A 24,158-nucleotide genomic window follows, 5' to 3' on the forward strand; every position below is an offset into this window, starting at 1 on the left:
GCTGGGAGTCTCAAGATGAGTGCCGACGAAAAAAGAATTCGCGATTTTGCTTACCAAATCTGGGAGTCCGAGGGTAAGCCCTCCGGACACGACGAGCGTCACTGGGAGATGGCGCGCAAGCTTGCAGAAGCAGAAGCCCTGGCACCTGACAAGTCCAGCGTGCGCAAGTCAAGCAAGCCCAAGCTGCCTGAAGTAGACAGCGCCAAGGCGCCTGCCAAGGGCGCGGCCAAACCTGTGGCGAAGTCAGCACCAGCAGCAAAGCCAGCGGCCAAGCCCGCAGCTGAAGCCAAGCCAAAGCCAGCGGCCAAGGCGGCTCCCAAGCCTGCTTCCAAAGCCAAGCCGGCTACCGCCGCGCCAACTGATGCCCCAGCCAAGCCTGCTGCCAAGAAGCCACGCAAACCGTCGAATTCTTGAAACTCTTCTGGCCGGGCGCCAGTCCATTGTTGCAGGTCGCACTCTGATCGGAGATGAGGCCTGCTACACCCCCATACTTTATCGTCAATATTGAAGCCTTTGTGGCTTCGATAGCGGCCTTGGCCGCTCAGAAAATCATTCGACGTCAGGAAGTCATCATGAATACGAAGTCCACTACAACGGCAGAAGATAATTCAGCCCCGCAAGACAATCCAGGCAGCACCCCGTCTCGCATTCGTGAAGGACTTCCCTTTCCTCTCGGCGCCAGCTGGGACGGCCTGGGTGTCAACTTTGCCCTGTTTTCGGCCAACGCCACCAAAGTAGAGTTGTGTCTGTTTGACTCGACCGGTGAAATCGAACTGGAACGCATCGAACTTCCGGAATACACCGATGAGACGTATCACGGCTACCTGCCCGATGCGCACCCGGGCCTAATCTATGGCTATCGCGTCTACGGCCCTTATGACCCTAAAAACGGTCATCGCTTCAACCACAACAAACTGTTGATCGACCCGTATGCCAAGCAACTGGTCGGCGAATTGAAGTGGTCTGAAGCATTGTTCGGTTACACCATTGGTCATCCTGACGGCGACCTGAGCTTCGATGAACGTGACAGCGCGCCCTTTGTACCGAAGAGCAAGGTGATCGACGAGGCTTACACCTGGGGCCGCGATCAGCGCGTCGGTACGCCTTGGGACAAGACCATTTTTTATGAAACCCACGTGCGCGGCATCACCATGCGCCACCCGGAAGTTGCCGAAGAGCTGCGCGGCACGTTTGCCGGTCTGGGATCAGCTCCCGTTGTCGACCACATCCGCAAGCTGGGTGTGACATCCGTCGAGCTGCTGCCGATACACGCCTTCGTCAACGATCAGCATCTGCTGCAAAAAGGAATGACCAACTACTGGGGCTACAACAGTATTGCGTTCTTTGCGCCAGATCCGCGTTATCTGGCGAGCGGTAAGATTGCCGAATTCAAGGAAATGGTTGCGCACCTGCATCATGCCGGGCTGGAGGTCATTCTTGATGTGGTCTACAACCACACGGCCGAAGGCAACGAGCTTGGCCCTACCCTGTCCATGCGCGGTATCGACAACGCCTCCTATTACAGGCTGATGCCGGACGACAAGCGTTATTACATCAATGACTCAGGCACCGGCAACACCCTCGACCTGAGCCACCCGTGCGTACTGCAGATGGTCACTGACTCCCTGCGTTACTGGGCTTCGGAAATGCATGTCGACGGGTTCCGCTTCGACCTGGCAACCATTCTGGGTCGCTACCACGATGGTTTCGACGAACGTCACAGCTTTCTGGTCGCCTGCCGTCAGGACCCGGTGCTGCGTCAGGTCAAACTGGTCGCCGAGCCTTGGGACTGTGGCCCAGGTGGCTATCAGGTCGGCGGTTTCCCACCAGGCTGGATGGAGTGGAACGACAAGTTTCGTGACACCGTACGTGCCTTCTGGAAAGGCGACGAAGGCCAATTGGCAGACTTCGCGGCACGCATGACCGCCTCCGGCAACATGTTCAACCAACGCGGTCGGCGTCCACAGGCGTCGGTGAACTTCATCACCGCGCACGATGGTTTCACGCTGCACGACCTTGTGTCGTACAACGACAAGCACAACGAAGCCAACGACGAAAACAACCAGGACGGCAGCAACAACAACCTGTCCTGGAACCACGGCGTCGAAGGCCCGACCGAAGACGCGGAAATCAACACCCTGCGTCTGCGTCAAATGCGTAACTTCTTCGCTACTTTGCTGCTGGCGCAAGGTACGCCGATGATCGTCGCCGGTGACGAGTTCGCCCGTACCCAGCACGGCAATAACAATGCCTACTGTCAGGACAGCGAAATTGGCTGGATCAACTGGGATCTGGACGAGGACGGCGCAGCGTTGCTCAAGTTCGTGACCCGCGTGATCAAGCTGCGTCAGACCTACCCGATCCTGCGCCGCAGTCGCTTCCTGGTGGGCGATTACAACGAAGAAATCGGCGTCAAGGACGTAACCTGGCTCGCTCCGGATGGCAACGAGATGAGTGTCGAGCAATGGCACGATGCCAATGGCCGTTGCCTGGGCATGTTGATGGATGGCCGTGCACAGGAAACCGGTATCCGTCGTCCAGGTGCCGACGCTACGCTGCTGCTGGTCGTCAACGCGCACCACGACGGGGTCAACTTCACCCTGCCGGAAGTGCCTGAAGGCACCCATTATGAGTGCCTGATCGACACCAATCAGGATGATGCACGCAGCAAGGAGCACTTTGCGTTCGGTTCGCAATATACCGTCACGCCGCGCTCGCTGCTGCTGTTCGAACTGAAGCGCGAAGACCAGCAATGATTGATGCCTTGAGTGAGTTTCTCGACTGGCGCAAGCACGGTTATGCCGATACGCGTGCGCTGGGCGAGTGCTTGCAGGCATTGGTCAACGAAGGTCTGGATAAGCTCCCCCTGCCTGCCAGCGGTCAGACACTTGAGCGCTGGCGGGCGCTGGCCTGCATTGCAGGCCATGATCTGGGGTTGTGCAAGTTGTACGAGGGGCATACCGACGCCTTGGCGATCATGGCGGAACTGGGTGCCCCGCCCCCCGAACAATTCAGCACCTGGGGCATGTGGGCGGCAGAGCCGCCGCAGGCACGGGTGAATATCAGCGGCACTGGCGATTCACTTCGTCTGAATGGCCGAAAAGCGTGGTGTTCCGGTGCTACGGCCTTGAGCCATGCATTGATCACCACGTGGGATGAAGAACATCGCCAGCAACTGGTGGCGGTGCAACTCGACCAGCCCGGCGTGCATATGACCAGTGATGGCTGGCGCGCAGTTGGGATGGGTGCCACCGGCAGCGTCGAAGTCGTGTTCGAGCACGCTACCGGGCAGGCGATTGGAGCGCCGGGCGGCTACCTGGAACGGCCTGGCTTCTGGCAAGGCGGCATCGGCATCGCGGCGTGTTGGTATGGTGCCTCCCGGGCTATCGCCCAACGCTTGCTGGCACAGGTCGGCAAACGCGAAGAGCCACACGCTCTTGCGCACCTGGGTGCTGTAGATGTCGCGTTGCACGCAGCAATCGATGTACTGCGTGCCGCCGCTGCGCATCTGGATCAGGCCCCGGCTGAAAATGCCGAGGTGCTCGCCAGACGCTGTCGTGCCTACGTGGAGCACGCTGCGGAACTGGTCATTCAGCACGTGGGCCGCGCGGTAGGTGCAGGCCCTTACTGCAAGGACCCGCACTTCGCTCGACTGATCACCGACCTGCCGGTTTTTCTGCGCCAGAGTCATGCCGAGCAGGACCTTGCTGCACTGGGTCAATTGACGGGTAAACGGCTACCAGCTTTACGCACGTGGTCACTATGAGAGCGTATCCATCATGAGCGAAGGCTTTCTAGTCAGCGACGACGAGTCTGGCCAGGGCACGCCTCTGCCTGCCTGGAACGCCTCCGGCAAACTGCGCAGCGTACCTGCGATTACTGCAGACCTGCTGGTGCCGAACAATTGCAGGGCGGTCATCATCGCCCCGCATCCGGACGATGAAGTACTGGCATGCGGCGGCTTGATGAGCCAGTTGGCGCAGCTTGAACGCAATCTGTTGTTGATCTCGGTCACTGACGGCACTGCCAGCCATCCGGGCTCCACGCTCTGGCCTGTCGAGCGACTGTCTGCAATCCGGCCCCAGGAAAGCGCCGAAGCCTTGAATCGTCTCGATATTCCCCTTGAGCGTCTTGAGTGGCTGCGCTGCGGCTTGCAGGATGGTGCCGTGGCCGAGTCCGAAGATCAGCTGGCAGAGTTTCTTGAACGTCATCTGGACCCTGCCGACGTGGTGTTCGCCACCTGGGCAGAAGATGGTCATGGCGACCACGAAGCCGTTGGCCGCGCCAGTGCAAGAGCCTGTGCGTCTACCGGGGCGCAGCTTTGCGAAGTACCGGTCTGGGCCTGGCACTGGGCTGACCCTGAAGATGAGCGTCTGCCATGGGACCGCGCACGCAAGTTGCTGCTGGACCCGGCGACCCTTGCTCGTAAACGCAATGCCGCTCAGGCGTTCGTCAGCCAATTGCAGGGTGACCCGGCCATCAGTCTTGCGCCCGTTCTGCCAGCCGTTGTGCTGGAAAGACTGCTGCAACCGTTTGAACTGGTGTTTGTATGAGCGTCGAAGACGGCTATTTCGATGAGCTGTTTCGCAACAACGATGACCCGTGGGCGTTCAAGCAACGCTGGTATGAGCGGCGCAAGCGTGCGCTGACACTGGCCGCGCTGCCCCGTGAACACTATCGCTCGGTATTCGAGCCTGGCTGTGCCAATGGCGAACTCAGTGCCGACCTTGCCGGTCGCTGTGACGCACTGGTGTGCTGCGACACGTCAAACCTGGCGGTGGATCTGGCACGCAAGCGTCTGGCAGGCCTGCCCCATGTGCGCGTGTTGCAGGCCCGTTTGCCACAGCAATGGCCGCAGGGACAATTTGATCTGATCGTCTTCAGCGAACTGGGTTACTACCTCGACGTCGATGACCTGCACCGCCTGATCGACTGCGTTCTATCCTCGCTTTCACCTGACGGCCAGTTGCTCGCCTGTCACTGGCGCCCTGATATCGAGGGCTGCCCGCTGAACGCGCAGGCTGTACACGATATCCTTGCCGAACGCTTGGCCATGCACCGCCTTTTCAGTCATCACGAACAGGATTTTCTGCTGGACCTGTGGAGTCGTGATGGAACCTCCGTAGCAGAACAGGAATTCTCCGATGATCGGCATTCTGATCCCGGTGCACAATGAAGAGCAGCTACTCGATTTGTGCCTCGAAACGATAAAGCAGGCGGCTGAACACCCGGATCTCAAGGGTGAGCGAGTAGAGGTACTGGTGGTTCTCGACAGTTGCACCGACAGCTCGGCAGACATCGCGCGAGCGCACGGGGTGATGGTCCTTGAGGTCTCGGCCCGCAACGTCGGACAGGCACGCGCCGAAGGAGCAGCTTTTCTCCTCGACCGAGGTGCGCGCTGGCTGGCCTGCACCGATGGCGACAGCACCGTGGCGAATGACTGGCTTGCCGAGCAACTGGCACTGGATGCCGATGCGGTATGCGGGACCGTCATGCCCGGCGATTGGAACAAGGATATCTCTGCGGCTGCGCAGGCGGCTTACCTCAAGCATTACCAGCACCGGGACGGCCATCGGCACATTCATGGTGCCAACCTGGGTGTCAGCTCAATTGCCTATATCAGTGCAGGCGGGTTTCCGGCACTGGCCTGCCACGAAGACGTGCATCTGGTTCGCCAGCTGGAGCTGATCGGCGCGCGGATCGCCTGGAGCTGCCGCCCGCGGGTCACGACCAGTACCCGCCTGGACTCAAAAGCCAGAGGCGGGTTTGGCGACTTTCTGAGTTCGCTGAACGCCTGAAAAGCGCTTATTCGTGATGCGCTGTCTGCATACCTGAATGGTCAGGGTCGGCAGAATTGAGCGCCGTGCTGAAGAAGCGCACAGCTTCTGCGCTCAGGTTGCGGTGAATGTCTTCGCGGTCCACTCCGTCAGGGTCGTTGCACAGTAACGGTGCGCTCGAACGCTGTTCGTCACTGCACGGTGCCATAAAGACAAAGTGCCCTGCCCCCGCCAACAACTTATAGTCCGGTGCCTGCGGCAGTTTGCGCGCCAGCGCTTCGGCGTTGCGGTCGATGGCCAGCAACTGGTCGTCATCCCCGGCATACATCAGCACCGGTACATGCACATCGCCCAGCGTGTGACGGCCGAACATCAGGCTCAACGGGGCCATCAACATCAGCGCACCGACCCTGGGGTCAGCCTGGGCATGCAGGTCATCGCGGTCAGCGACCAGCTCCCCTTGAGTCTTGCAGGCGTCACGGTCCGTGGGGCGTTCGAGGCAATACTGGCGCAGGCGCTGTAGATCAGGCTGCGCGCCCGCAAGAATAAGCGCAGTTTCGCCACCCGCCGAATAGCCGATCACGCCCACCTGACGAGCATTGAGATAAGGGGCAAGCATAGGGTCGAGCAAGGCCGTGCTGATCGCTTCAGAGATCTGCAGCGGGCGACCATACAGGTTACTCAGGCTGCCCAACCGACTGTGATCACGATCATTGTCGCCAGGATGAACCACAGCAACCACCACAAACCCCTGGCGCGCCAATGATGTGGCCAGGTCATGCAACGCCAGCGGTGTACCGGTATTGCCATGAGACAGCAGCAGCAACGGGAACCGGCCCATTGCAATCGGCGCATTTTCGCCGGCCTCGACGCGATAGCCGTGCAGGGTGCTCCACTGCTCACTGGCGGTCGACGGGTAAAAAGCGATGGCCTGCACCGGCTGTGAATCCAGCGGGTCAGGTAAACTCAGCTCGTGATAGCCCGCGCTCCAGGCGTCATCGGCCTGAGCGTGAACCGCAATCAGGCTGTCGAGCAAGCAAACCAGCATCACTGCACAAAGACGTACCATCGAAAGGCCCAACCTTTGCAAATCCGGAGGCTCGCCCGGATAGTCCATTCAGCGCTTGTGTCGAGCATCGTGCTCCAGCGCGCCGCTCTCACCCAGATGAGAGTGTGTAAAACAGAAATAGTGCACAAGCCGGGCCATAAACCGCCCGCTCTTTTCAGCAATCGTGAAAAGCACCACAAAACCGCAAACACAGTGCCGCGAAGATGCAGTTTAGTCCTTGAATAACCCGCTTACCTGTAAGGAAGCTGTCAAGGTTGAGTACGCTCAAGACTGCGTGCATTTATGCGGCGCACAAAAAACTCCACAACCCGGCGCACGTTGCTCGCGCGAGTTGTGGAGTCTTGTTCAGACCATCACCGACTCAGGCGGCGAACAACTCGCTCTCGATATGTTGCTGCGCGGCTGTCATGGCGTTGGCACGCGGCTCTTCACCATAGGCCAGGCCGTGCGCGCGAACAAATTGCAGGTCGGTGATACCGATGAAGGCGAACAGCGCCTTGAGCAGTTCTTCGTGGCCAGCGCCGGTTGGCTGCCCGACGTGCAGGCCACCGGAAGTGGAAACAATAATAACCTTCTTGCCGCCACACAGGCCTTCAGGGCCGGTTTCGGAATAACGGAACGTGCGGCCGGCAACCATGATCCGGTCAAACCAGGCTTTCAACTGGGACGGGATAGTGAAGTTGTACATCGGCGCACCGATCACCAGCACGTCGGCGGCAAGAAACTGCTGCAAGGTGGCTTCATTAGTGTCGACTTCCTGTTGCTGGGACGCATCTCGGGCTTCTACAGGGGTACCCGCTGCGGCAAGACTGGCAGCAGAGAAATGCCCGAGGGCTTCGCTGGCGAGGTCGCGGTAGGTTATCTGGCTGTCGGCATGCGAGCGCTGATAGGCCTGAACAACCTCATGGGTCAACTGACGCGAAGCGGAATGATCGCCGAGGATGCTGGAATCGAGGTGCAATAAATTCATAACGTAGCTCCTTAAAGAAAATCGCCACTTAGCGATGAAGTGGCGAGCATCCTATCCTTGATCGCAATAGATGATTAGTGGTCTTGAATGCGACTGTTCGTTCTATGAAGAGAACAATAAAGCGAGTCGGGACTAAGGCTTAGCTCTTTGAACGAGGTTTCGAACACATCCAGCAGCCCTCTGACCGCGGGAAGCAGCCCACGGCGTGACGCAAACACGGCGTGCACGATGCCGCACTTTGGCCGATGCTGACTGAACAGTTCGACCAGACGTCCGTCCTGCAAGGCTTCCCGGACAATCAGTTCCGGCAGTTGCGCCACCCCAACCCCTTGCAGGGCGGCCTGCAGCATCATGTCCAGATCCGAGCTGATCAGCCTCGGCGTGTGGCGAATTTCAGCATAGTGGCCGGAAGTAGTTTCCAGCAGCCAGCGATGCTCATGGCTTGAAGACGGCGTGTCGAGGCTGGGCAGTGTTGATAGCGCCTCGAGTGTCGATGTTGCGGACAGCCTGGCAGCCAGATCCGGGCGTGCGACCAGACGTTGAGCACTGTGCCCGAGCAACTTGACCACCAGCCCGTCGTCTTCCAGTGGCGGAAAGCGCACACGCAACGCGATATCGATGTTCTCCGTCAGCGGGTCGACGCGGCGGTTGGTGCTTTCGACCTGCACCTGAACCTTCGGGTGATCGGCCGCGAACCGGGCAATGGTCTCGTTGAAGCCCATCGCCGCCAGTGCTGGAGGACAGCTGATCGCCACCCTGCCCTGCGGCTCGGACTTGGAACGCAGAATAGCCTCTTCAGCAGCCTCGGCTTCGACCAGCATTGCCACGCAGTGAGCGTAGTAATCGCGCCCGCTCTCGGTCACGGCGAACGTGCGCGTCGAGCGGTGAATCAGTCGTACACCCAGGCGCTCTTCCAGCCCGGCAATACGACGGCTGAGCTTGGACTTGGGAATCCCCAGTTTGCGGCTTGCTGGCGCAAAGCCGAGGCATTCGACCACCTGAACGAAATAAAACAGATCATTGAGATCAAACACCCGACCACCTCGCTTTCAGAGCCGCGAGTATGCAGCGCCATGGCAAGCCTCTCAATACCGGGTTTCAGATCCCGTCAGCTCACTCGGCCGTCAGGAATGCCAGCACCGGCACCGTGAATGACTCCCCGGCCTCGACACTGGACAGATGAGCCGCGTGCAATTCGATCATCTGCGAACCTTTAATGCGCTCGACCATAAAAAGCCCATCCGCCGGAGTGGTTACCGCATCTTCAGTGCCGCAGACGACCAATACCGGCAGCTGGATGGAGGCAATCTGCTCACGGAAATCTGCATCACGCACGGCCGCGCAGTTAGCTGCGTATCCCTGTGGCGATGTGCGGGCCAGCATACCGACAACCGTGTCGACCACAGCAGGCTCGGCATGCGCAAATGAAGGCGTGAACCAGCGCGCAACAGAAGCATCACGCAATGCAACCATGGCTGACTGCCCGTCACGCAGAACGGTTTCGATGCGAGGGTTCCAGATATCAGGGTTGCCGATTCTGGCTGCCGTATTGCACAGCACGACCTTGCGCAGGCGCTGCGGCGCATTGATCGCCAGCCACTGACCGATCAGGCCGCCCATGGACAAACCACAGAAAAAAGCCGTGTCTATGTGCAGCGCATCCAGCAACGCCAGCACGTCGCGACCATTCTGCTCGATGCTGTAACTGCCCTCGCTGACCAGCGATTTGCCATGCCCGCGCGTGTCGTAGCGCAACACCTGAAAATGACGAATGAACGCAGGAATCTGGTTGTCCCACATATGCAGATCAGTGCCCAGCGAGTTGGACAACACCAGCACCGGCGCACCGGCCGGGCCTTCGAGCAGGTAGTTCAGTTCACCATCGGCGAGTTGCACGGCAGACATTCGAGACTCCGGAGAAGGACAAACCTGCACACTAATGAGTGTCGCAGCAGCATACAATCCGCTGATCGAATATCCGTGCGGCTATCGAACAGCTTACCGCTCGACGCCTCACTGAAGGAGCATTCCGTGAACAAGACCCGTAACAAAGAAGACATCGCCCGGTTCTGCCTGGACTTGCCAGGCGCCCGAGAGGATTACAAATGGGGCGGTGTGCGCGTATTTTCCGTTGCCGAAAAAAAGATGTTCGCGGTCATGGACCTGGTCGGCCAGGACCTTTCATTCAAGGTCCATCCGGAACTGTTTCTGGGTTACGTGGATCGGCCCGGCATACGGCCTGCGCCTTACCTGGCCCGCGCGCACTGGATCAGCGTGGCAGACCTGCACACACTGAGCGACGATGAAGTGCGTGATCTGCTGACCCGCTCCCACCAGCTTGTAGTCGGCAGGCTACCGAAACGACAGCAGATCGGCTTGAAACTATAAAGGCAACAGCTGTAAAAGCCGCTTGCCCAGAAACAGCCAGTCAAGCCACAGCACCTGATGCGCCAGCACGATCAGCCAGAACACGATCTGGAAAGATACCTTGCGGGTCTTGTGCCGAAACACCTGTTGCGCCAGCAATGCTCCGGGCCAGCCACCGAGCAGCTCGGTGGCATGCAGGACGTTCTCTGGCGTACGCTGACCGCCGTTTCCGGCCTGTCGCTTGTCATGCCTATAGAGCACAAACGCCAGCAGGCTCATGACTATCAAAGCCAGCGCCGGGATCAACGTGACCTGCCTGAACCCCAGCGACGCCGAGCCGTAGACCGGTAGCACACAGAGCAGCAGGAACGCCGACACCTTCAGGCGCAATTGCCGGACCGGTGCCCTGCCCCGACCGGCTGGCCGCTGCGGCTCGCGAGCCCGCGTCATGCCTTGGCCGATGCCCAGTCGATCCAGCCAAACTGCCAGGTCGCCAGAATCAGCAGGCCGAAGGCGATGCGATACCAGGCGAACACTGCATAGCTATGAGTTGCGATGAACTTGAGCAGCGCACGAACTGCGATCATCGCGAAGATGAACGAGGTAATGAAACCGATGGCAAACACCGCGAAGTCGTCCGGGCGAAACATGTCCCGGTATTTGTAGCCCGAATACACGGCTGCACCGACCATGGTCGGCATGGCCAGAAAGAACGAAAATTCGGTCGCTGCCTTGCGTGACAAGCCGAACAGCAGGCCGCCAATGATGGTCGAGCCCGAGCGCGATGTGCCGGGGATCATCGCCAGGCACTGCACCAGCCCGACTTTCAGCGCATCGCTCCAGGTCATGTCATCGACGGTTTCGGTGCGCACAGTGTGCTCGCGGCGCTCGGCCCAGAGCATGATCACACCACCCACGACCAGCGCCGTTGCCACGGTAATGGCATTGAACAGGTAATGGTGGATGGTATCGGCGAAAATCACGCCCAGCACCACGGCCGGCATGAAGGCGATCAGCAGGTTGAGGGTGAAACGCTGCGCCTGTTGCTGTTTCGGCAACCCCACGACAACGTCGAGAATCTTGCGCCGAAACTCCCAGACCACCGCTAGAATCGCACCCAGCTGGATGATGATATTGAAGGCCATGGCGCGCTCGCCGCCAAAATCGATCAGGTCGGCGACGATGATCTGATGCCCTGTACTGGAGATCGGCAGGAACTCCGTCAGCCCTTCTACAACACCCAATATCAACGCCTGAGCAGCGGTCCAAAGATCCATCATTCCCCCATGAAGCGATGCCGCAGGCTCGCTGTTTAATGTTGTCGTATAAAAAATGCTTGCCACTATGCCGTCGCCTGCCTGAACGAAGCTTGAAGAAAGTCGCGCAAATGCAAGGCGCGGAATGCTAGCAGACCTCCGCGCACAAAGCCTGCCGACGTGCAGCCTGACGCAACACAAGCTCCACGCCGCGCGCAGAAGCGCATACAATCGCCGCCCCTGCCCCCACAACCCTAACCAAGGAGCCGCCATGTCCGGGCTTGAACTCTTCGCTGCCGCCATTGGCGTTATCGCGGTCTGGCTGACAGTGAAGCAGAATCCCTGGTGCTGGCCAATCGGGCTGGTGATGGTGGTGATCTACATCTGGATATTCTTCGACGTGAAGCTGTATTCGGACATGCTGCTGCAGGTCATCTATGCAGGCTTGCAGATCTATGGCTGGCTGCAGTGGACTCGCCATGGCGACGGCCTGCCGGTCAAGGCTGTCACTGTGCTGCCGAGCCATTCAGTGCTTAAAGGGCTGGCTGTCGGCGCAGTCATCAGCCTCGCGCTGGGCGCTGGCATGGCGCATTTCACCGACGCCGCACAGCCATGGCTTGACGCAGCGCTCACGGGCTTCAGCCTGGTGGCACAAGTGTGGATGGCACACAAACGCGTTCAGTGCTGGCCGCTATGGATTGTGCTGGATGTGATTTTTGTCGGCCTGTTCATCTACAAAGAGCTGTACCTGACCGCTGCACTCTATGCGCTGTTCACCCTGCTGGCCGTGCAGGGCTGGCGCGAGTGGCGTAACGATCTGGCGCTGGCGCGATGAAAGTCCTGGTCCTGACCGGGCCTGAGTCCAGCGGCAAGAGCTGGCTGTCGGCCGAAATACAGAATCGGTTCGGCGGCTTGCTGGTCGGCGAATATGTACGTCATTTCATCGATCAACAGGGGCGCGATACCCACTACGCCGATATTCCGGCCATTGCTCGGGGCCAGCTGGACTGGGAGGATACTGCCCGCGCCAGCGAGCCGCACTTGCTGATACTCGACACACACTTGCTGAGCAATGTGCTCTGGAGCCGCACCCTGTTCGGCGACTGCCCGGCGTGGATCGAACAGCAACTGCTGAACCGCTCTTACGACCTGCACCTGCTGCTGTCGCCCGAGGGCGTGGACTGGATCAGCGACGGGCAACGCTGCCAGCCGCAGTTGCGCCAACGCCAGGCCTTCTTCGACAGCAGCCGGGAATGGCTGGACCACCATCGGCAGGCCTATAAGGTGCTGGGCGGTGACTGGCCGCAGCGCCGCGAGCAGGCGATGACGGCTGTCTCCCAGTTGCTGGGAGCTCAGCGAATCTGATGCTTGTGTAACAGCCGATAGAAGGTCGGTCGCGATATGCCCAGAACTCTGGCCGCCACACTCAGATTGTCACTGTGGCGGGTCAATACGTCGCACAATGCCTGACGTTCGGCACGCGATTTATATTCCTCCAGCGTGCCCATGCTGCCAGCACTGTCCTCTTCGCCCAGCAAGCCCAGGTTTGCCGCTTCTATCTGTCGGCCTTCGGCCAGCAGCAGCCCGCGCCGTACCCGACCGGCCAGCTCCCGCACATTACCCGGCCAGTCGTGCTTGCCCAGCGCCACCAGCGCATCCTGGCTGAAACTGCGTGCTCGCCTGCCGCTGTCCTGACTGTAAAAATGGGCGAAATGATTGGCCAGCAACGCCAGATCGCCATGACGCTCACGCAACGGCGCCACCCCGACCTGCAGCACATTGAGCTGGTAATACAGGTCTTCACGAAAGCGCTTTTTCCGCACAGCCGTTTCAAGATCCTCACGGGTCGCGGCCAGCACCCGCACATCCACTGCAATCGACTCACCGCCGCCCAGGCGCTCGATTTGCCGGTCTTCCAGAAAGCGCAACAGCGACGTCTGGGTTTCCAGCGGCAGATCACCGACCTCGTCAAGCAGCAGCGTGCCGCCGTCAGCAGCTTCAAGCAGCCCGATCCTGTGCGCTTGAGCACCATCAAACGCATCATCCTCATGACCGAACAGCTCGGCCTGGATCGAATGCCCGGTGAATGCACCGCAGTCCACGACAACAAACGGTTTACCGCGTCGCTGAGACTGCACATGCAGGCTGCGTGCGATCAGCTCTTTGCCCGTACCTCGCTCGCCCCGAATCAATACCGGTGAATCGATAGGTGCCAGCCGGCTCAACAACTTGCGCAGCTCACGAATGGGCCGACTGTCGCCCAGCAGCTCGGGCTCGGCCTCGGAAAGCGCCAGCCCGCCTTGCGCTTCGGGGCGGCCAGCCGCGAACGCTTTGTCCAACGTGCCATGCAACCGCGCTGCATCGAAAGGAAGGGCGTGAAAATCGAAAAACCACTGGCAAACGAAATCGCCTATTTTTTCGCGTTGCAGATCGTTGGCTGACAGCACTGCAACCCAGCGCATGTTGCTATGGGCGACAAGCTCTTGAAGCCTGGGCAATTGTTCGAAATGACCGGACGTCAGGCGAATCAGGCCCACGTCATGATCGGGACTGAAGGTAGAACCTGAGGTGCTTTCCTGCACCGTCCATCCGGCATCACTCAAAGCAGGGATCAGAGGATGACAGTCGTCACCGCCGTCGATGATTAGCAGACGTCGCGTTGGGGCCGATCCATGCATGAAGTTTCCTTGGTGCCCGACGTGGAGTGGGATTTTTAAAAGCTTTTCATAAACAGCATGTTGGCGAGCCCAACTATCACCCTAGCAACTTTTTGACGCAGCGTTGTACCGTTTGGGTCTAACGCTCATAACCCTCTGTCACTAACGCCGTAGCTGCTGAAGGATGTTTATCTGCAAGGTCACGCGGGCGACACTTGAAAAAAATTCGCATATTTTTCGTTGAAGGGTGTGACTCATGCCCCCTTGTCGTTCATCAACACAAGTAACCAGCCGGACGGTCAGCCCGCCGCCGTGACTGAATTGATATGGGCACTTGAGGAAAAAACCATGAACGCCCCACTGCGCTTCAACGATGCACTTCTGATCGCTGGACACGCTTTTGAACCCTTCCAGTGTGTTGCCTGGGCACCACAGGATGGTAACGGCGAATTGAGCCTGACGGTGATCGACCGCACCAGCAACCGTATCGGTCGCAAGCAGATCCCGAGCAGCACCTATTCAGACAAGCGGCAACTGGCCAGCGCTCTGGAGCAGGCGCGTGCAGAAATCAGCAACGAAGGCTACGACCTTGAGCCTTGGACCATGCCAGCCTGACGCAGGTTTGAGCGTTGCCCGTGCACTGCAACTGACTGTCGTGCCAATGCTTCAGCGCATTGGCACGCAGTTCCAGAACTGCCAGACCTGATAGCTCAAACCGGTTTCAGCTCATCAATGTGCTGATAATCAGCCCCCAGGCTGGACGCCAGTTCCCGCGCCCTGCCCAAGCGGATCGGGCCTTTCTCGATATCGATCAACACACTCGCGCAATTGAATGCAGGCAGGACGGGTAACTGCTTGATCCTGCCATCGGTCAGCACCAGAACCCGCTGCTGCTCGGCCGGATAGCGTTTTTGCCGCTTTGCCAGCCATTCACCGGCCTGCTGAAACGCCGCAGACAGTGGCGTGCCGCCGCCCGCACCCAGTGCATCCAGCCATGGACTCAATGCCGAGGACGCTTTCAGGCCCTGATGTTGCCAGCGTGGCGTGTCACCGCTGGCGGTCAGCAAGGCAAGACGCGCGCGGCGTCGATACGCATCGTCGAACAATTGCGACAACAGCCCCTTGGCCTGGCTCAACGCCTGATGGCGTCGTGTAGAAGCTGAAGCATCGACAATCACCAGCAATAACTCACTGGGACGGCTGCTGCGCGGCTGGCGAATCAGGTCCTTGCGGCTTTTCGGCCGGCCGCGCAACAGTGTGGACAACCATTGCACCGGGCCATCAGCACCGGCACGCATGGCCCCTTGTCTGCCAGTGGCCAGTCGACCAGGACGGGGAACGGCATCCGCCCCCTGCGAGATACGAGGGCGGATGCCTAAGGCTTTTTTGGCCAGCTCGGCACTTCGCGGCGTGCGCCGGTAGTGACGGCCTGGGCGGGCAGCTCGCCCCAGTTGCCCTGCCCGCTTTCAGGGTCGGCCTGCCTGCTGGACGATCCGGGCGGCGGCGCTTCCGGGTTTTGTGGTGGCGGGGCCGGCTCGCGCCGCCGATGACGCAAGGCAAACTCGGCGACCGCTTCGATGTCCTGTTCTTCAATTCGACCGGCACCACGCCATGCAGCATGGGCGCGCGCGGCGCGCAGCCAGACCAGATCGGCGCGCATACCGTCGACACCTGCAGCAAAGCATCGCTCGGTGATCATTGCCAATGAATGGTCATCCAGCTCGATACCTGCCAGCAGCTGACGCGCCTGCTCACAACGAAGCTTCAAGGCGTCCTGCTGCGCTTGCCATTGCTGGCAAAACATTACCGGATCGCTGTCGAAATCCAGACGGCGACGGATGATCTGACTGCGCTCGGCAGGCTGGGTCTGGCCACTCAATGCGACGTTCAAGCCAAAGCGATCCAGCAACTGCGGGCGCAATTCGCCTTCTTCCGGGTTCATGGTGCCGATCAGTACGAAGCGCGCTGCATGGCGATGGGAAATACCATCCCGCTCGACCATATTGACGCCGCTGGCAGCAACGTCCAGCAACAGGTCGACCAGATGGTCGGCGAGCAGATTGACCTCATCGACGTAAAGCACACCGCCGTCGGCCTTGGCGAGTACACCCGGGGAAAATTGTGCACGACCCTCGGCCAGCGCGGCGTCCAGATCCAGCGTGCCGACCAGACGCTCTTCAGTAGCACCCAGCGGCAAGGTGACGAACTGACCGCTGGCCAGCACATCGGCCAACCCCCGCGCCAGCGTCGACTTGGCCATGCCCCGAGGCCCTTCGATCAATACGCCGCCGATGCGCGGGTCAATGGCGGTCAGGCACAACGCCAGCTTCAGGTCATCGGCACCGACCACGGCGGCCAGCGGAAAATGGGGAGTTTCGGTGATGTTCGGGTCAGGTAAGGTCATCAGTTCTCTTCTATGTCCAGGAGCAGGTCTTCCAGCGCCTGCTGATACTCGCCCGGCTCCTGCCAGAGGCCGCGCTGCTGGGCTTCGAGCATGCGCTCGGTCATGTCGCGCAAGGCATCGGGATTGTGCTCGGCGAGAAAATCGCGAGTGGTAGGGTCAAGCAGATAGGCGTCGGCCAGCAGCGCGTACTGGTGATCATCGATCAGCTCGGTCGTCGCATCGAAGGCGAACAGGAAATCCACCGTGGCGGCCATCTCGAACGCGCCTTTGTAGCCATGACGTCTGGCCCCGTCGATCCATTTCGGATTCGCTGCGCGCGAGCGTATCACCCGGTTCAGCTCTTCCTTCAGGGTGCGGATTTTCGGCAGGTCCGGCTGGCTGTGATCGCCATGGTAACTGGCGGTCTTCTGCCCGCTGAGGGTTTCCGAAGCCGCGAGCATGCCGCCTTGAAACTGGTAATAATCGTTTGAATCAAGCAGGTCGTGTTCGCGATTGTCCTGATTCTGCAGCACGGCCTGCACCTGAGACAACCGCTGGGCAAAGCGCTGACGCGCAGGCGTACCTTCATCGGCAGCGCCATAGGCGTAGCCGCCCCAGTTCAGGTAAACCTCGGCAAGGTCCTCACGGCTCTGCCACAGACGGCCATCGATCGCGCCCTGCACGCCAGCACCATAGGCACCCGGCTTGGCGCCGAAGATCCGCCAGCCCGCCTGACGTGCCGCTTCGTCTTCGCTCAACCCTTCTGCGATAAAACCTTGGCGCTCTTCTCGCACCCTGGCAGCCAGCGGGTTCAGGTCGTCCGGCTCGTCCAGCGCGGCAACTGCCTGCACCGCAGCGTCGAACAGCTTGATAAGGTTGGCGAAGGCATCACGGAAAAAGCCGGACACCCGCAATGTCACGTCCACTCGCGGACGGTCCAGCAGGCTGACCGGCAGAATCTCGAAATCATCGACCCGCTGGCTGCCCGTCGCCCAGACCGGGCGTACGCCCATCAGCGCCATCGCCTGAGCGATATCGTCACCACCGGTGCGCATGGTCGCCGTGCCCCAGACTGACAGCCCCAACTGACGCAAATGGTCGCCATGGTCCTGAAGGTGCCTTTCCAGCAACAGGCTGGCGGACTGGAAACCGATACGCCACGCCGTGGTGGTTGGTAGGTTGCGGACATCCACGGTAAAAAAATTACGACCGGTGGGCAGCACATCCAGACGCCCCCGACTCGGCGCGCCGCTGGGTCCTGCCGGGACGAAGCGGCCGCTCAGTGCATCGAGCATGCCCTGCATTTCGCCGGTGCCGCAGGCGTCCAGACGCGGCGCGACCACTTCACGCAGGCTGTCGAGGATCAGTGCCAGATCATCGTCGACCGGCAGGTCATGAAGCGCTTCGCCTTGGGTCACGCGTTCGATGAGGGCAGCGGCGTAAAGCTCAAGCCGTTCACGCGCATCACCGGCAGTGCGCCACGGGTCACAGCTGACCGCCAGCAACGCAGCGGGACGCGCGCCGGTCCAGGGCTCGGCCAGTTCGCAATCCAGCGGGTCAAAATCCAGACCGAACGCTTTGCTCAACGCCCGTAACAGACTCGACTGCGCGCCGCGCCCGTCGCCGCGCGGGATGCGCAGCAGGGCCAGCAAGGTGTCGGTGCGCAGGCGGCCTTGCGGCGACTGACCGAAGATGTGCAGGCCATCGCGAATCTGCGACTCTTTCAGGTCACACAGGTAAGTGTCCAGACGCGGCAGCCACAGCGCCGCATCGGCGTCGCTGTCGAGGTTTTCGCCCAGAGCCAGCTCGCGATCTATATGGGTTTCACGGACCAGTTCAAGAATATCCCGTTGCAGCTCGCGCGCGCGGCGCGGATCCAGCAGTTGCGCCTCATAGAACTCGTCGGCGAGCAGTTCCAGACTGCGCAGCGGGCCATAGGTTTCCGCACGGGTCAGAGGCGGCATCAAGTGATCGATGATCACCGCCTGGGTGCGTCGCTTGGCCTGTGCGCCCTCGCCCGGATCGTTGACGATGAATGGATAGATGTTCGGCATGGCACCCAGTACGGCGTCCGGCCAGCAGGTTCGGGAAAGGCCGACGCCCTTGCCCGGCAGCCACTCAAGGTTGCCGTGCTTGCCGACATGCACCACGGCATGCGCGCCGTACGCCTTGCGTAGCCAGAAGTAAAACGCCAGATAACCGTGGGGCGGAACCAGATCCGGGTCGTGGTACACCGCGCTGGGGTCGACCTGATAGCCACGCGCAGGCTGAATGCCAACGAAGGTCAGGCCAAAGCGCAGCCCGGCAATCATCATTCTGCCACTGCGAAACATAGGATCGCTGTCCGGCGCGCCCCAGCGGGCATTCACGGCATCACGGTTTTCCTGCGGCAGCTCGTTGAACGCCGCCAGGTATTCCTCCAATGCCATGCTTTGCTGGCAGGGCCGCAGGTCGATGCTGTCCAGATCATTGGTCACGCCACCCAGCAATTGCTGGATAAGCTCGGTGCCGCTGTCCGGCAACTGTGCCAGCGGATAACCCTCGGCCTGCATGGCGCGCAGGATGTTCAGCGCCGCAGCAGGCGTGTCGAGCCCCACACCATTGCCGATGCGCCCGTCGCGGGTCGGATAGTTGGCCAGGATCAACGCCACACGCTTCTCGGCGTTGGGCAGCCGCGCCAGTTCGATCCAGCGCCGCGCCAGTTGCGCGACAAAATCCATCCTGTCCGGCTGGGCGCGGTAACACACCACGTCCGACTGGCTGCGCTCGCTGCGCCAGGCCAGGTCCTTGAAACTGATCGGCCGACTGATGATCCGCCCATCCAGCTCCGGCAAGGCAATGTGCATCGCCAGATCGCGCGCACCAAGGCCCTGTTCACTGGCCTGCCAGGCAGGTTCGTTGTCCTGCGCGCAGATCGCCTGAATGACCGGCACGTTGCGCCGAAACGGGCGCAGATGCGGAGCTTCCGGGCTCGACTGGGCAAAGCCTGTGGTGTTGAGGATCAGCTCGGTTTCAGCCTCGTCCAGCCAGTTCTCCACCTGAGTGAAACAGCCGGGTTCCTTGAGGCTGGCAACGGCAATGGGCAACGGGTTAATGCCGTGTGCCTGCAAGCGAGCGCAGAACTCGTCGATAAAACCGGTATTGGCGGCCTGCAAGTGCGAGCGATAAAACAGCAGCGCCGCGACAGGCTGCCCTGCAACCCAGTCGGCTTGCCAATCGGTGAGCTGCGCACTTGCCAGTCGAGGGTGGTAAATGGCTGTGCGTGGCAGCGGTTGGGGCTCGGTCCAGGAATAGTCCCGGTCCAGCCAGCGGCTGGCCATGCAACGATACATTTCCAGCGCATTCTGCAAACCGCCCTGACGCAGAAACTGCCAGAGCCGGTCGCGTTCTGCGGCAGGCACCGTGCTCAGGTCACTCAGCTCAGGATCGGGACGATCATCACCTGGCACCAGAATGACCTGAACCCCGCGTGCCGCCAGCTCCATCAGCCGCTCGACGCCGTAACGCCAGTAACCGATGCCACCGTGCAGGGAAATCAGAATGACTTTGGCGTGGCGCAGCACCTCATCGACATACAAGTCGACAGAGGCGTGATTCTGTACCTGCATCGGGTTGGCCAGACGCAGGCTCGGGTAGTCGTCAGGGAGCTGCCGGGCAGCTTCGGCCAGCAGCGCCAGGCTTGAGTCTCCGCTACAGAGAATCACCAGCTCGGCCGGGGTCTGGCCCAGATCGGCAATGCTGTCGTCGGGTACGAAACCGCCGGGCTGGGTTCTCAGTAAATGCATGGGATCAGCCGACAACCGCAGCGTTGAGCTGCGCTTGCAGGGCCACGGCGTCCAGCTCCTGACCAATCAGCACCAGATGCGTGGCACGCTCTTCGTCGGCGCGCCAGGCGCGGTCGAAGTGCTTGTCGAAACGCGTACCCACACCCTGGATCAGCAGGCGCATCGGCTTGCCGGGAATAGCCGCGAAGCCCTTCACCCGCAGAATGCCGTGCTGCACGACCAGTTGATTCAGTGCGTCGAGCAACAACTTTTCATCGGCCTGAGGCAATTTCAGGGAAATCGAATCGAAAGCATCGTGATCGTGGTCATCATGATCGTCCTCATCGTGATGATCATGATGGGTCTTGCGACCATCGATGTGCAGCTCGGACTCGGCGCCAACACCCAGCAGCACGCTGATCGGCAGACGATCGCTGCTGGCTTCAATCACCTTGACGGCTGGCGGCAGTTCTTCGGCAACTTCGGCACGCACCGCTGCCAGACCTTCGGCGTCGATCATGTCGGCCTTGTTAAGGATGACCAGATCGGCGCTGGCCAGTTGATCAGCGAACAGCTCGTGCAGAGGCGACTCATGGTCCAGATTCGGGTCGAGTTTGCGCTGCGCATCGACCTGATCGGGGAACGCAGCAAACGTACCGGCCAATACCGCAGGGCTGTCGACGACAGTGATCACCGCATCGACCGTGCAGGCGTTGCGAATTTCCGGCCACTGAAAAGCCTGAACCAGCGGCTTGGGCAATGCCAGCCCCGAGGTTTCGATCAGGATGTGGTCCAGATCGCCACGGCGAGCGACCAGCTCGCGCATGACCGGGAAGAACTCTTCCTGCACCGTGCAGCACAGGCAGCCGTTGGCCAGCTCATATACCCGGCCGTTGGCCTCTTCTTCGGTGCAACCGATGGTGCACTGCTTAAGGATTTCTCCGTCGATGCCCAGTTCACCGAATTCATTGACGATGACCGCGATGCGCCGTCCTTCGGCGTTATCGAGCATGTGCCGCAGCAGGGTGGTTTTGCCCGAACCGAGGAAGCCGGTGACGATGGTGACGGGAAGCTTGGCCAGTGTTTTCATCAGGTGCCCTTTGGCAATGCGGCGGGCAAACAGGACGAGAACCGCATGCCTGGCACACGGATCGGATCGCCACCGGATCACCCCGCACGGTTGTAGTGAGAATTCGCAGGCCTTTTGGTCAGCCCGGTTCGAGGCAGGTCTCCTGGCTCACGGCGGCATGTGGCAGGCAATCAAGACCGTGCCGACACGCATTCATCGCGCCTTCCCGCCGTAGCAGTGGCTGTGCAATGAACCTCACCGTTTACAGTTGCGGGGGCAGCTGCGGCGTGTACCGCATTCCCGTCTTAGCTCCATGTGTAACGCTTTACGCATGGAGAACCTCGAACCGGCAAGGCTACGCAGTGACCGCAGACAGGTCAATCGTTCAGATTGACGATTCCCCGCCGCCCATGCTCTCCTGTACGCCTTGTTTCGGGTGCCCCTCACGGGGTGAAACGGGAAACCGGTGCGCTCACGCTGTCGAGCAAGTCCGGTGCTGCCCCCGCAACGGTAAGCGAGAGAAGGTCTTATCCACTGTGCCACGGCATGGGAAGGTGACCTTGCAGGCCTTGAACGCGCGACGTTTGAGCCCCTCGCGAGCCCGGAGACCGGCCCGACATCGTTGAATGACAAACCCGCGGTGGGCGTGCGCAGTTGAAACCTTCGGCGTCTGCCGGCAGGTTCCTTTGCGCGTGGCCCGCTTGCCAATTACCAAGAGGGATCGCCATGTCGACCATCAGCAGCAGCCACGCCGCCACTACCAGCTCCACACGCACTCAACGCCTGACAGCCGCCATCAGCGCTGCGCTGCTGGGTGCATGTCTGGTGTACTTCGCCGGTTTCTCGCACATCGCGGCCGTACACAACGCCGCACACGATACCCGTCACAGCGCTGCCTTTCCTTGCCATTAAGGACTCCACAATGTTCAAGCGAATCGCACAAACTGCCGGGTTCACGGGCCTGCTTGCGGCCCTGCTGCTGACCGTGCTGCAAAGCTTCTGGGTGGTGCCACTGATCCAGCAGGCCGAAACTTACGAAAACGCATCTGCCGAACAGGTCCATGAGCATGCTGACGGCGCGACTGCCGAACACAGTCATGCGCATGAAGAAGCTGCCTGGGAACCTGAAAACGGCTGGCAGCGCGTGCTGTCCACCACGGGCGGCAACCTGGTGGTCGCAGTAGGCTTCGCCCTGATGCTTGCCGGGCTTTACACCTTGCGTGCGCCGGGCCGAACGGTGCAAGGCGCATGGTGGGGGCTGGCCGGTTTCGCGGTTTTTGTGCTGGCACCTACGCTTGGCCTGCCACCTGAATTGCCCGGCACAGCTGCCGCCGAACTGAGTCAGCGTCAGGCCTGGTGGATAGGCACGACCGCATCGACTGCCGCCGGGCTGGCCTTGCTGGTATTTGGTCAGAACTGGCTGCTCAAAGCTCTGGGCGTGGCGATTCTGGTCGTTCCTCATGTGATCGGCGCACCACAACCACTGGTCCATCAGAGCCTGGCACCGGAGGCTCTGGAATCGCAATTCATGCTTGCCTCGCTGCTAACCAACGCGCTGTTCTGGGTCGCGATGGGGCTGATCAGTGCCTGGCTGTTCCGCAGAAACGATGCAGACCTGCACCAGGCCTGATTCACCGACCGTTCAGCCCGGCGCGTCACTGGTGGCCGGGCTGGGTTGTCGGCGCGGTTGCTCCGCAGCGACGTTGCGCGAGCTGATCGAGAACAGCCTTCGCGTGATCGACCTGGAGATTGCCAGCGTCACTGCGCTGGCATGTATCGACCTGAAAGACCAGGAACCGGGCCTGCTTGAACTGGCCGCGCAACTGGCAGTGCCGCTGGTGTTCTTCAACGCAACGCAATTGGTTGCGTGGGAGCTGCACTTCACCCATCGTTCTGCGCAGGTCTTCCAGACCACGGGCTGTCACGGGGTCGCCGAAGGTTCGGCACTGGCGCTGGCCGCGCAACTGGGAGACGGCACCGCCACCCTGCTGATCGAACGGCAGAAAAGCGCCAACGCCACATTTGCCTTGGCAATCAGCCCTGCACACAGCGGATAATCTCCCCGCGCTCATCCACTCCGGAGAATTCATTGACTGTCTATTTCATCGGTGCCGGCCCTGGCGATCCCGAGCTGATCACCGTCAAGGGGCAACGCCTGATTCGCACATGCCCAGTCATTATCTATGCAGGCTCACTGGTGCCGCTCGCCGTGCTGGAGGGGCATCAGGCCGTGCAGGTGACCAACAGCGCCGAGCTGCATCTGGAGCAGATCATTGAGCTGATAAAGACCGCGCATGCGCAGGGCCAGGACGTTGCTCGTGTGCATTCCGGCGACCCGAGCCTGTATGGCGCCATCGGCGAGCAGATCCGCCATCTGCGGGAACTGGGTATTCCATTCGAAATCATTCCCGGCGTCACCGCGACCGCTGCCTGCGCTGCGCTGCTGGGCGTCGAGCTGACCCTGCCGGATGTTTCGCAAAGCGTGATTCTGACCCGCTATGCCGACAAGACCTCAATGCCCAGCGGCGAGGAACTGGCCAGTCTGGCCAGCCACCGGGCAACCATGGCGATTCATCTGGGGGTGAACAATCTGCAGCGGATTGTCGACGAGCTCGTTCCACATTACGGAGCCGATTGCCCGATTGCCGTGGTGCACCGTGCCAGTTGGCCGGATCAGGACTGGGCAGTTGGCACACTGGCGGATATTCACGACAAAGTGCAGGCCAAAGGCTTTCGCCGCACGGCATTGATTCTGGTCGGACGTGTGCTTGCCGACGACACGTTCAGCGAGTCCTCGCTGTACCGCGCCGGGCATGCACACCTGTTCAGACCGAGCTGATATTGGC

The 24,158-nt window shown here is 60.6% G+C and carries 25 protein-coding genes and 2 riboswitches; of the genes, 14 read left to right on the plus strand and 11 right to left on the minus strand.

All coding sequences use genetic code 11. The annotated features are described in order from the left end of the window. The first annotated feature begins 15 nt into the window (after positions 1-15). The 6 genes from LJU29_RS13270 to LJU29_RS13295 all read left to right on the plus strand — a co-directional run bounded on the left by LJU29_RS13270 (position 16) and on the right by LJU29_RS13295 (position 5,798). Positions 16-414, plus strand: coding sequence for a DUF2934 domain-containing protein (locus LJU29_RS13270; RefSeq protein ID WP_005756649.1), 399 nt, complete (start codon positions 16-18; stop codon positions 412-414). A 158-nt stretch (positions 415-572) separates the two neighbouring features. Beyond that, on the plus strand, positions 573-2,756 hold the full coding sequence (gene glgX, locus LJU29_RS13275; protein WP_004667555.1) for a glycogen debranching protein GlgX: 2,184 nt from the start codon (positions 573-575) through the stop codon (positions 2,754-2,756). After that, positions 2,753-3,766 carry an acyl-CoA dehydrogenase family protein gene (locus LJU29_RS13280; RefSeq protein ID WP_060407070.1) on the plus strand — a complete coding sequence of 338 codons (1,014 nt, stop codon included), beginning with the start codon at positions 2,753-2,755 and terminating at the stop codon, positions 3,764-3,766. Before glgX ends, LJU29_RS13280 begins: the two co-directional genes overlap by 4 nt. A 13-nt stretch (positions 3,767-3,779) precedes the next feature. Next, complete coding sequence (locus LJU29_RS13285; RefSeq protein WP_005756644.1) at positions 3,780-4,553, plus strand: PIG-L deacetylase family protein; 774 nt, start codon at positions 3,780-3,782, stop codon at positions 4,551-4,553. After that, entirely contained in the window at positions 4,550-5,176 is a 627-nt protein-coding gene (locus tag LJU29_RS13290) for an SAM-dependent methyltransferase (RefSeq protein ID WP_005731795.1), read from the plus strand. Before LJU29_RS13285 ends, LJU29_RS13290 begins: the two co-directional genes overlap by 4 nt. Further along, positions 5,145-5,798: a glycosyltransferase family 2 protein gene (locus LJU29_RS13295; RefSeq protein ID WP_002553273.1), complete on the plus strand. Its 654-nt coding sequence runs from the start codon at positions 5,145-5,147 to the stop codon at positions 5,796-5,798. The genes LJU29_RS13290 and LJU29_RS13295 overlap by 32 nt, the downstream gene beginning before the upstream one ends. A gap of 7 nt (positions 5,799-5,805) precedes the next feature. Here LJU29_RS13295 and LJU29_RS13300 read toward each other — a convergent pair whose 3' ends face one another. The 4 genes from LJU29_RS13300 to pcaD all read right to left on the minus strand — a co-directional run bounded on the left by LJU29_RS13300 (position 5,806) and on the right by pcaD (position 9,721). Continuing rightward, positions 5,806-6,846 (minus strand): alpha/beta hydrolase family protein, encoded by a 1,041-nt coding sequence (locus LJU29_RS13300; RefSeq protein ID WP_257112633.1) that lies wholly within the window; start codon positions 6,844-6,846, stop codon positions 5,806-5,808. Positions 6,847-7,207: 361 nt separating this feature from the next. Continuing rightward, on the minus strand, positions 7,208-7,816 hold the full coding sequence (locus tag LJU29_RS13305) for an FMN-dependent NADH-azoreductase (protein WP_257112634.1): 609 nt from the start codon (positions 7,814-7,816) through the stop codon (positions 7,208-7,210). Positions 7,817-7,890: 74 nt separating this feature from the next. Then, positions 7,891-8,850, minus strand: a complete 960-nt coding sequence (locus tag LJU29_RS13310) for a LysR substrate-binding domain-containing protein (RefSeq protein ID WP_019741966.1) — start codon at positions 8,848-8,850, stop codon at positions 7,891-7,893. 79 nt (positions 8,851-8,929) lie between these two features. Further along, the gene (gene pcaD, locus LJU29_RS13315; protein ID WP_005745164.1) at positions 8,930-9,721 is read right to left on the minus strand and encodes a 3-oxoadipate enol-lactonase; all 792 of its coding nucleotides are present in this window, start codon (positions 9,719-9,721) and stop codon (positions 8,930-8,932) included. A gap of 126 nt (positions 9,722-9,847) precedes the next feature. Between pcaD and LJU29_RS13320 the strand changes: the two genes are divergently transcribed. Then, on the plus strand, positions 9,848-10,204 hold the full coding sequence (locus LJU29_RS13320; RefSeq protein WP_004658570.1) for an MmcQ/YjbR family DNA-binding protein: 357 nt from the start codon (positions 9,848-9,850) through the stop codon (positions 10,202-10,204). Here LJU29_RS13320 and LJU29_RS13325 read toward each other — a convergent pair. Both LJU29_RS13325 and LJU29_RS13330 read right to left on the minus strand, forming a co-directional pair. Continuing rightward, entirely contained in the window at positions 10,199-10,633 is a 435-nt protein-coding gene (locus LJU29_RS13325) for a DUF1294 domain-containing protein (protein ID WP_002553267.1), read from the minus strand. The two genes, LJU29_RS13320 and LJU29_RS13325, sit on opposite strands and share 6 nt — an antisense overlap. Next, positions 10,630-11,460, minus strand: a complete 831-nt coding sequence (locus LJU29_RS13330) for an undecaprenyl-diphosphate phosphatase (protein WP_054078925.1) — start codon at positions 11,458-11,460, stop codon at positions 10,630-10,632. Before LJU29_RS13330 ends, LJU29_RS13325 begins: the two co-directional genes overlap by 4 nt. Before the next feature lie 250 nt (positions 11,461-11,710). On the opposite strand from LJU29_RS13330, the gene pnuC reads away from it, so the two are divergent. Together pnuC and LJU29_RS13340 are read left to right on the plus strand one after the other, a co-directional pair. Next, complete coding sequence (pnuC, locus tag LJU29_RS13335) at positions 11,711-12,274, plus strand: nicotinamide riboside transporter PnuC (protein WP_005731787.1); 564 nt, start codon at positions 11,711-11,713, stop codon at positions 12,272-12,274. After that, positions 12,271-12,804 (plus strand): AAA family ATPase, encoded by a 534-nt coding sequence (locus LJU29_RS13340; RefSeq protein ID WP_257112639.1) that lies wholly within the window; start codon positions 12,271-12,273, stop codon positions 12,802-12,804. Before pnuC ends, LJU29_RS13340 begins: the two co-directional genes overlap by 4 nt. On the opposite strand, the gene LJU29_RS13345 is transcribed toward LJU29_RS13340, so the two are convergent. Beyond that, positions 12,792-14,117: a sigma-54 dependent transcriptional regulator gene (locus LJU29_RS13345; protein WP_005780292.1), complete on the minus strand. Its 1,326-nt coding sequence runs from the start codon at positions 14,115-14,117 to the stop codon at positions 12,792-12,794. The genes LJU29_RS13340 and LJU29_RS13345 overlap by 13 nt on opposite strands. Positions 14,118-14,444: 327 nt before the next feature. Here LJU29_RS13345 and LJU29_RS13350 point away from each other — a divergent pair, with 327 nt between their 5' ends. Then, positions 14,445-14,711 carry a hypothetical protein gene (locus LJU29_RS13350; RefSeq protein WP_003315350.1) on the plus strand — a complete coding sequence of 89 codons (267 nt, stop codon included), beginning with the start codon at positions 14,445-14,447 and terminating at the stop codon, positions 14,709-14,711. A 95-nt stretch (positions 14,712-14,806) separates the two neighbouring features. Here the strand turns inward: LJU29_RS13350 and LJU29_RS13355 are convergent, their stop codons facing one another. The 4 genes from LJU29_RS13355 to cobW are packed head-to-tail and all read right to left on the minus strand — an operon-like array spanning position 14,807 to position 21,333. Further along, positions 14,807-15,418: a VWA domain-containing protein gene (locus LJU29_RS13355; protein WP_183138026.1), complete on the minus strand. Its 612-nt coding sequence runs from the start codon at positions 15,416-15,418 to the stop codon at positions 14,807-14,809. 53 nt (positions 15,419-15,471) lie between these two features. Then, the gene (locus tag LJU29_RS13360) at positions 15,472-16,500 is read right to left on the minus strand and encodes a magnesium chelatase ATPase subunit I (RefSeq protein WP_031594740.1); all 1,029 of its coding nucleotides are present in this window, start codon (positions 16,498-16,500) and stop codon (positions 15,472-15,474) included. After that, positions 16,500-20,264 carry a cobaltochelatase subunit CobN gene (gene cobN, locus LJU29_RS13365; protein ID WP_257112644.1) on the minus strand — a complete coding sequence of 1,255 codons (3,765 nt, stop codon included), beginning with the start codon at positions 20,262-20,264 and terminating at the stop codon, positions 16,500-16,502. Before cobN ends, LJU29_RS13360 begins: the two co-directional genes overlap by 1 nt. Positions 20,265-20,268: 4 nt before the next feature. Further along, positions 20,269-21,333, minus strand: coding sequence for a cobalamin biosynthesis protein CobW (cobW, locus tag LJU29_RS13370; protein ID WP_257112646.1), 1,065 nt, complete (start codon positions 21,331-21,333; stop codon positions 20,269-20,271). A gap of 115 nt (positions 21,334-21,448) precedes the next feature. Continuing rightward, positions 21,449-21,671, minus strand: a riboswitch (cobalamin riboswitch). Between the two features lie 58 nt (positions 21,672-21,729). Beyond that, positions 21,730-21,943: riboswitch (cobalamin riboswitch) on the plus strand. 95 nt (positions 21,944-22,038) lie between these two features. On the opposite strand from cobW, the gene LJU29_RS13375 reads away from it, so the two are divergent. Genes LJU29_RS13375 through cobM form a run of 4 tightly spaced genes read left to right on the plus strand, consistent with a single transcriptional unit; the run spans position 22,039 to position 24,151 of the window. Beyond that, positions 22,039-22,224: a CbtB domain-containing protein gene (locus LJU29_RS13375; protein WP_002553258.1), complete on the plus strand. Its 186-nt coding sequence runs from the start codon at positions 22,039-22,041 to the stop codon at positions 22,222-22,224. Between the two features lie 10 nt (positions 22,225-22,234). Next, the gene (locus LJU29_RS13380) at positions 22,235-22,942 is read left to right on the plus strand and encodes a CbtA family protein (protein ID WP_257112648.1); all 708 of its coding nucleotides are present in this window, start codon (positions 22,235-22,237) and stop codon (positions 22,940-22,942) included. Then, positions 22,920-23,369, plus strand: coding sequence for a cobalamin biosynthesis protein (locus LJU29_RS13385; protein WP_005756615.1), 450 nt, complete (start codon positions 22,920-22,922; stop codon positions 23,367-23,369). The genes LJU29_RS13380 and LJU29_RS13385 overlap by 23 nt, the downstream gene beginning before the upstream one ends. A gap of 32 nt (positions 23,370-23,401) precedes the next feature. After that, complete coding sequence (gene cobM / locus LJU29_RS13390; protein ID WP_057453603.1) at positions 23,402-24,151, plus strand: precorrin-4 C(11)-methyltransferase; 750 nt, start codon at positions 23,402-23,404, stop codon at positions 24,149-24,151. Positions 24,152-24,158 lie beyond the last annotated feature (7 nt).

This window comes from Pseudomonas ficuserectae (assembly GCF_024584585.1).
GTDB classification, from domain to species: Bacteria; Pseudomonadota; Gammaproteobacteria; order Pseudomonadales; family Pseudomonadaceae; genus Aquipseudomonas; species Aquipseudomonas amygdali.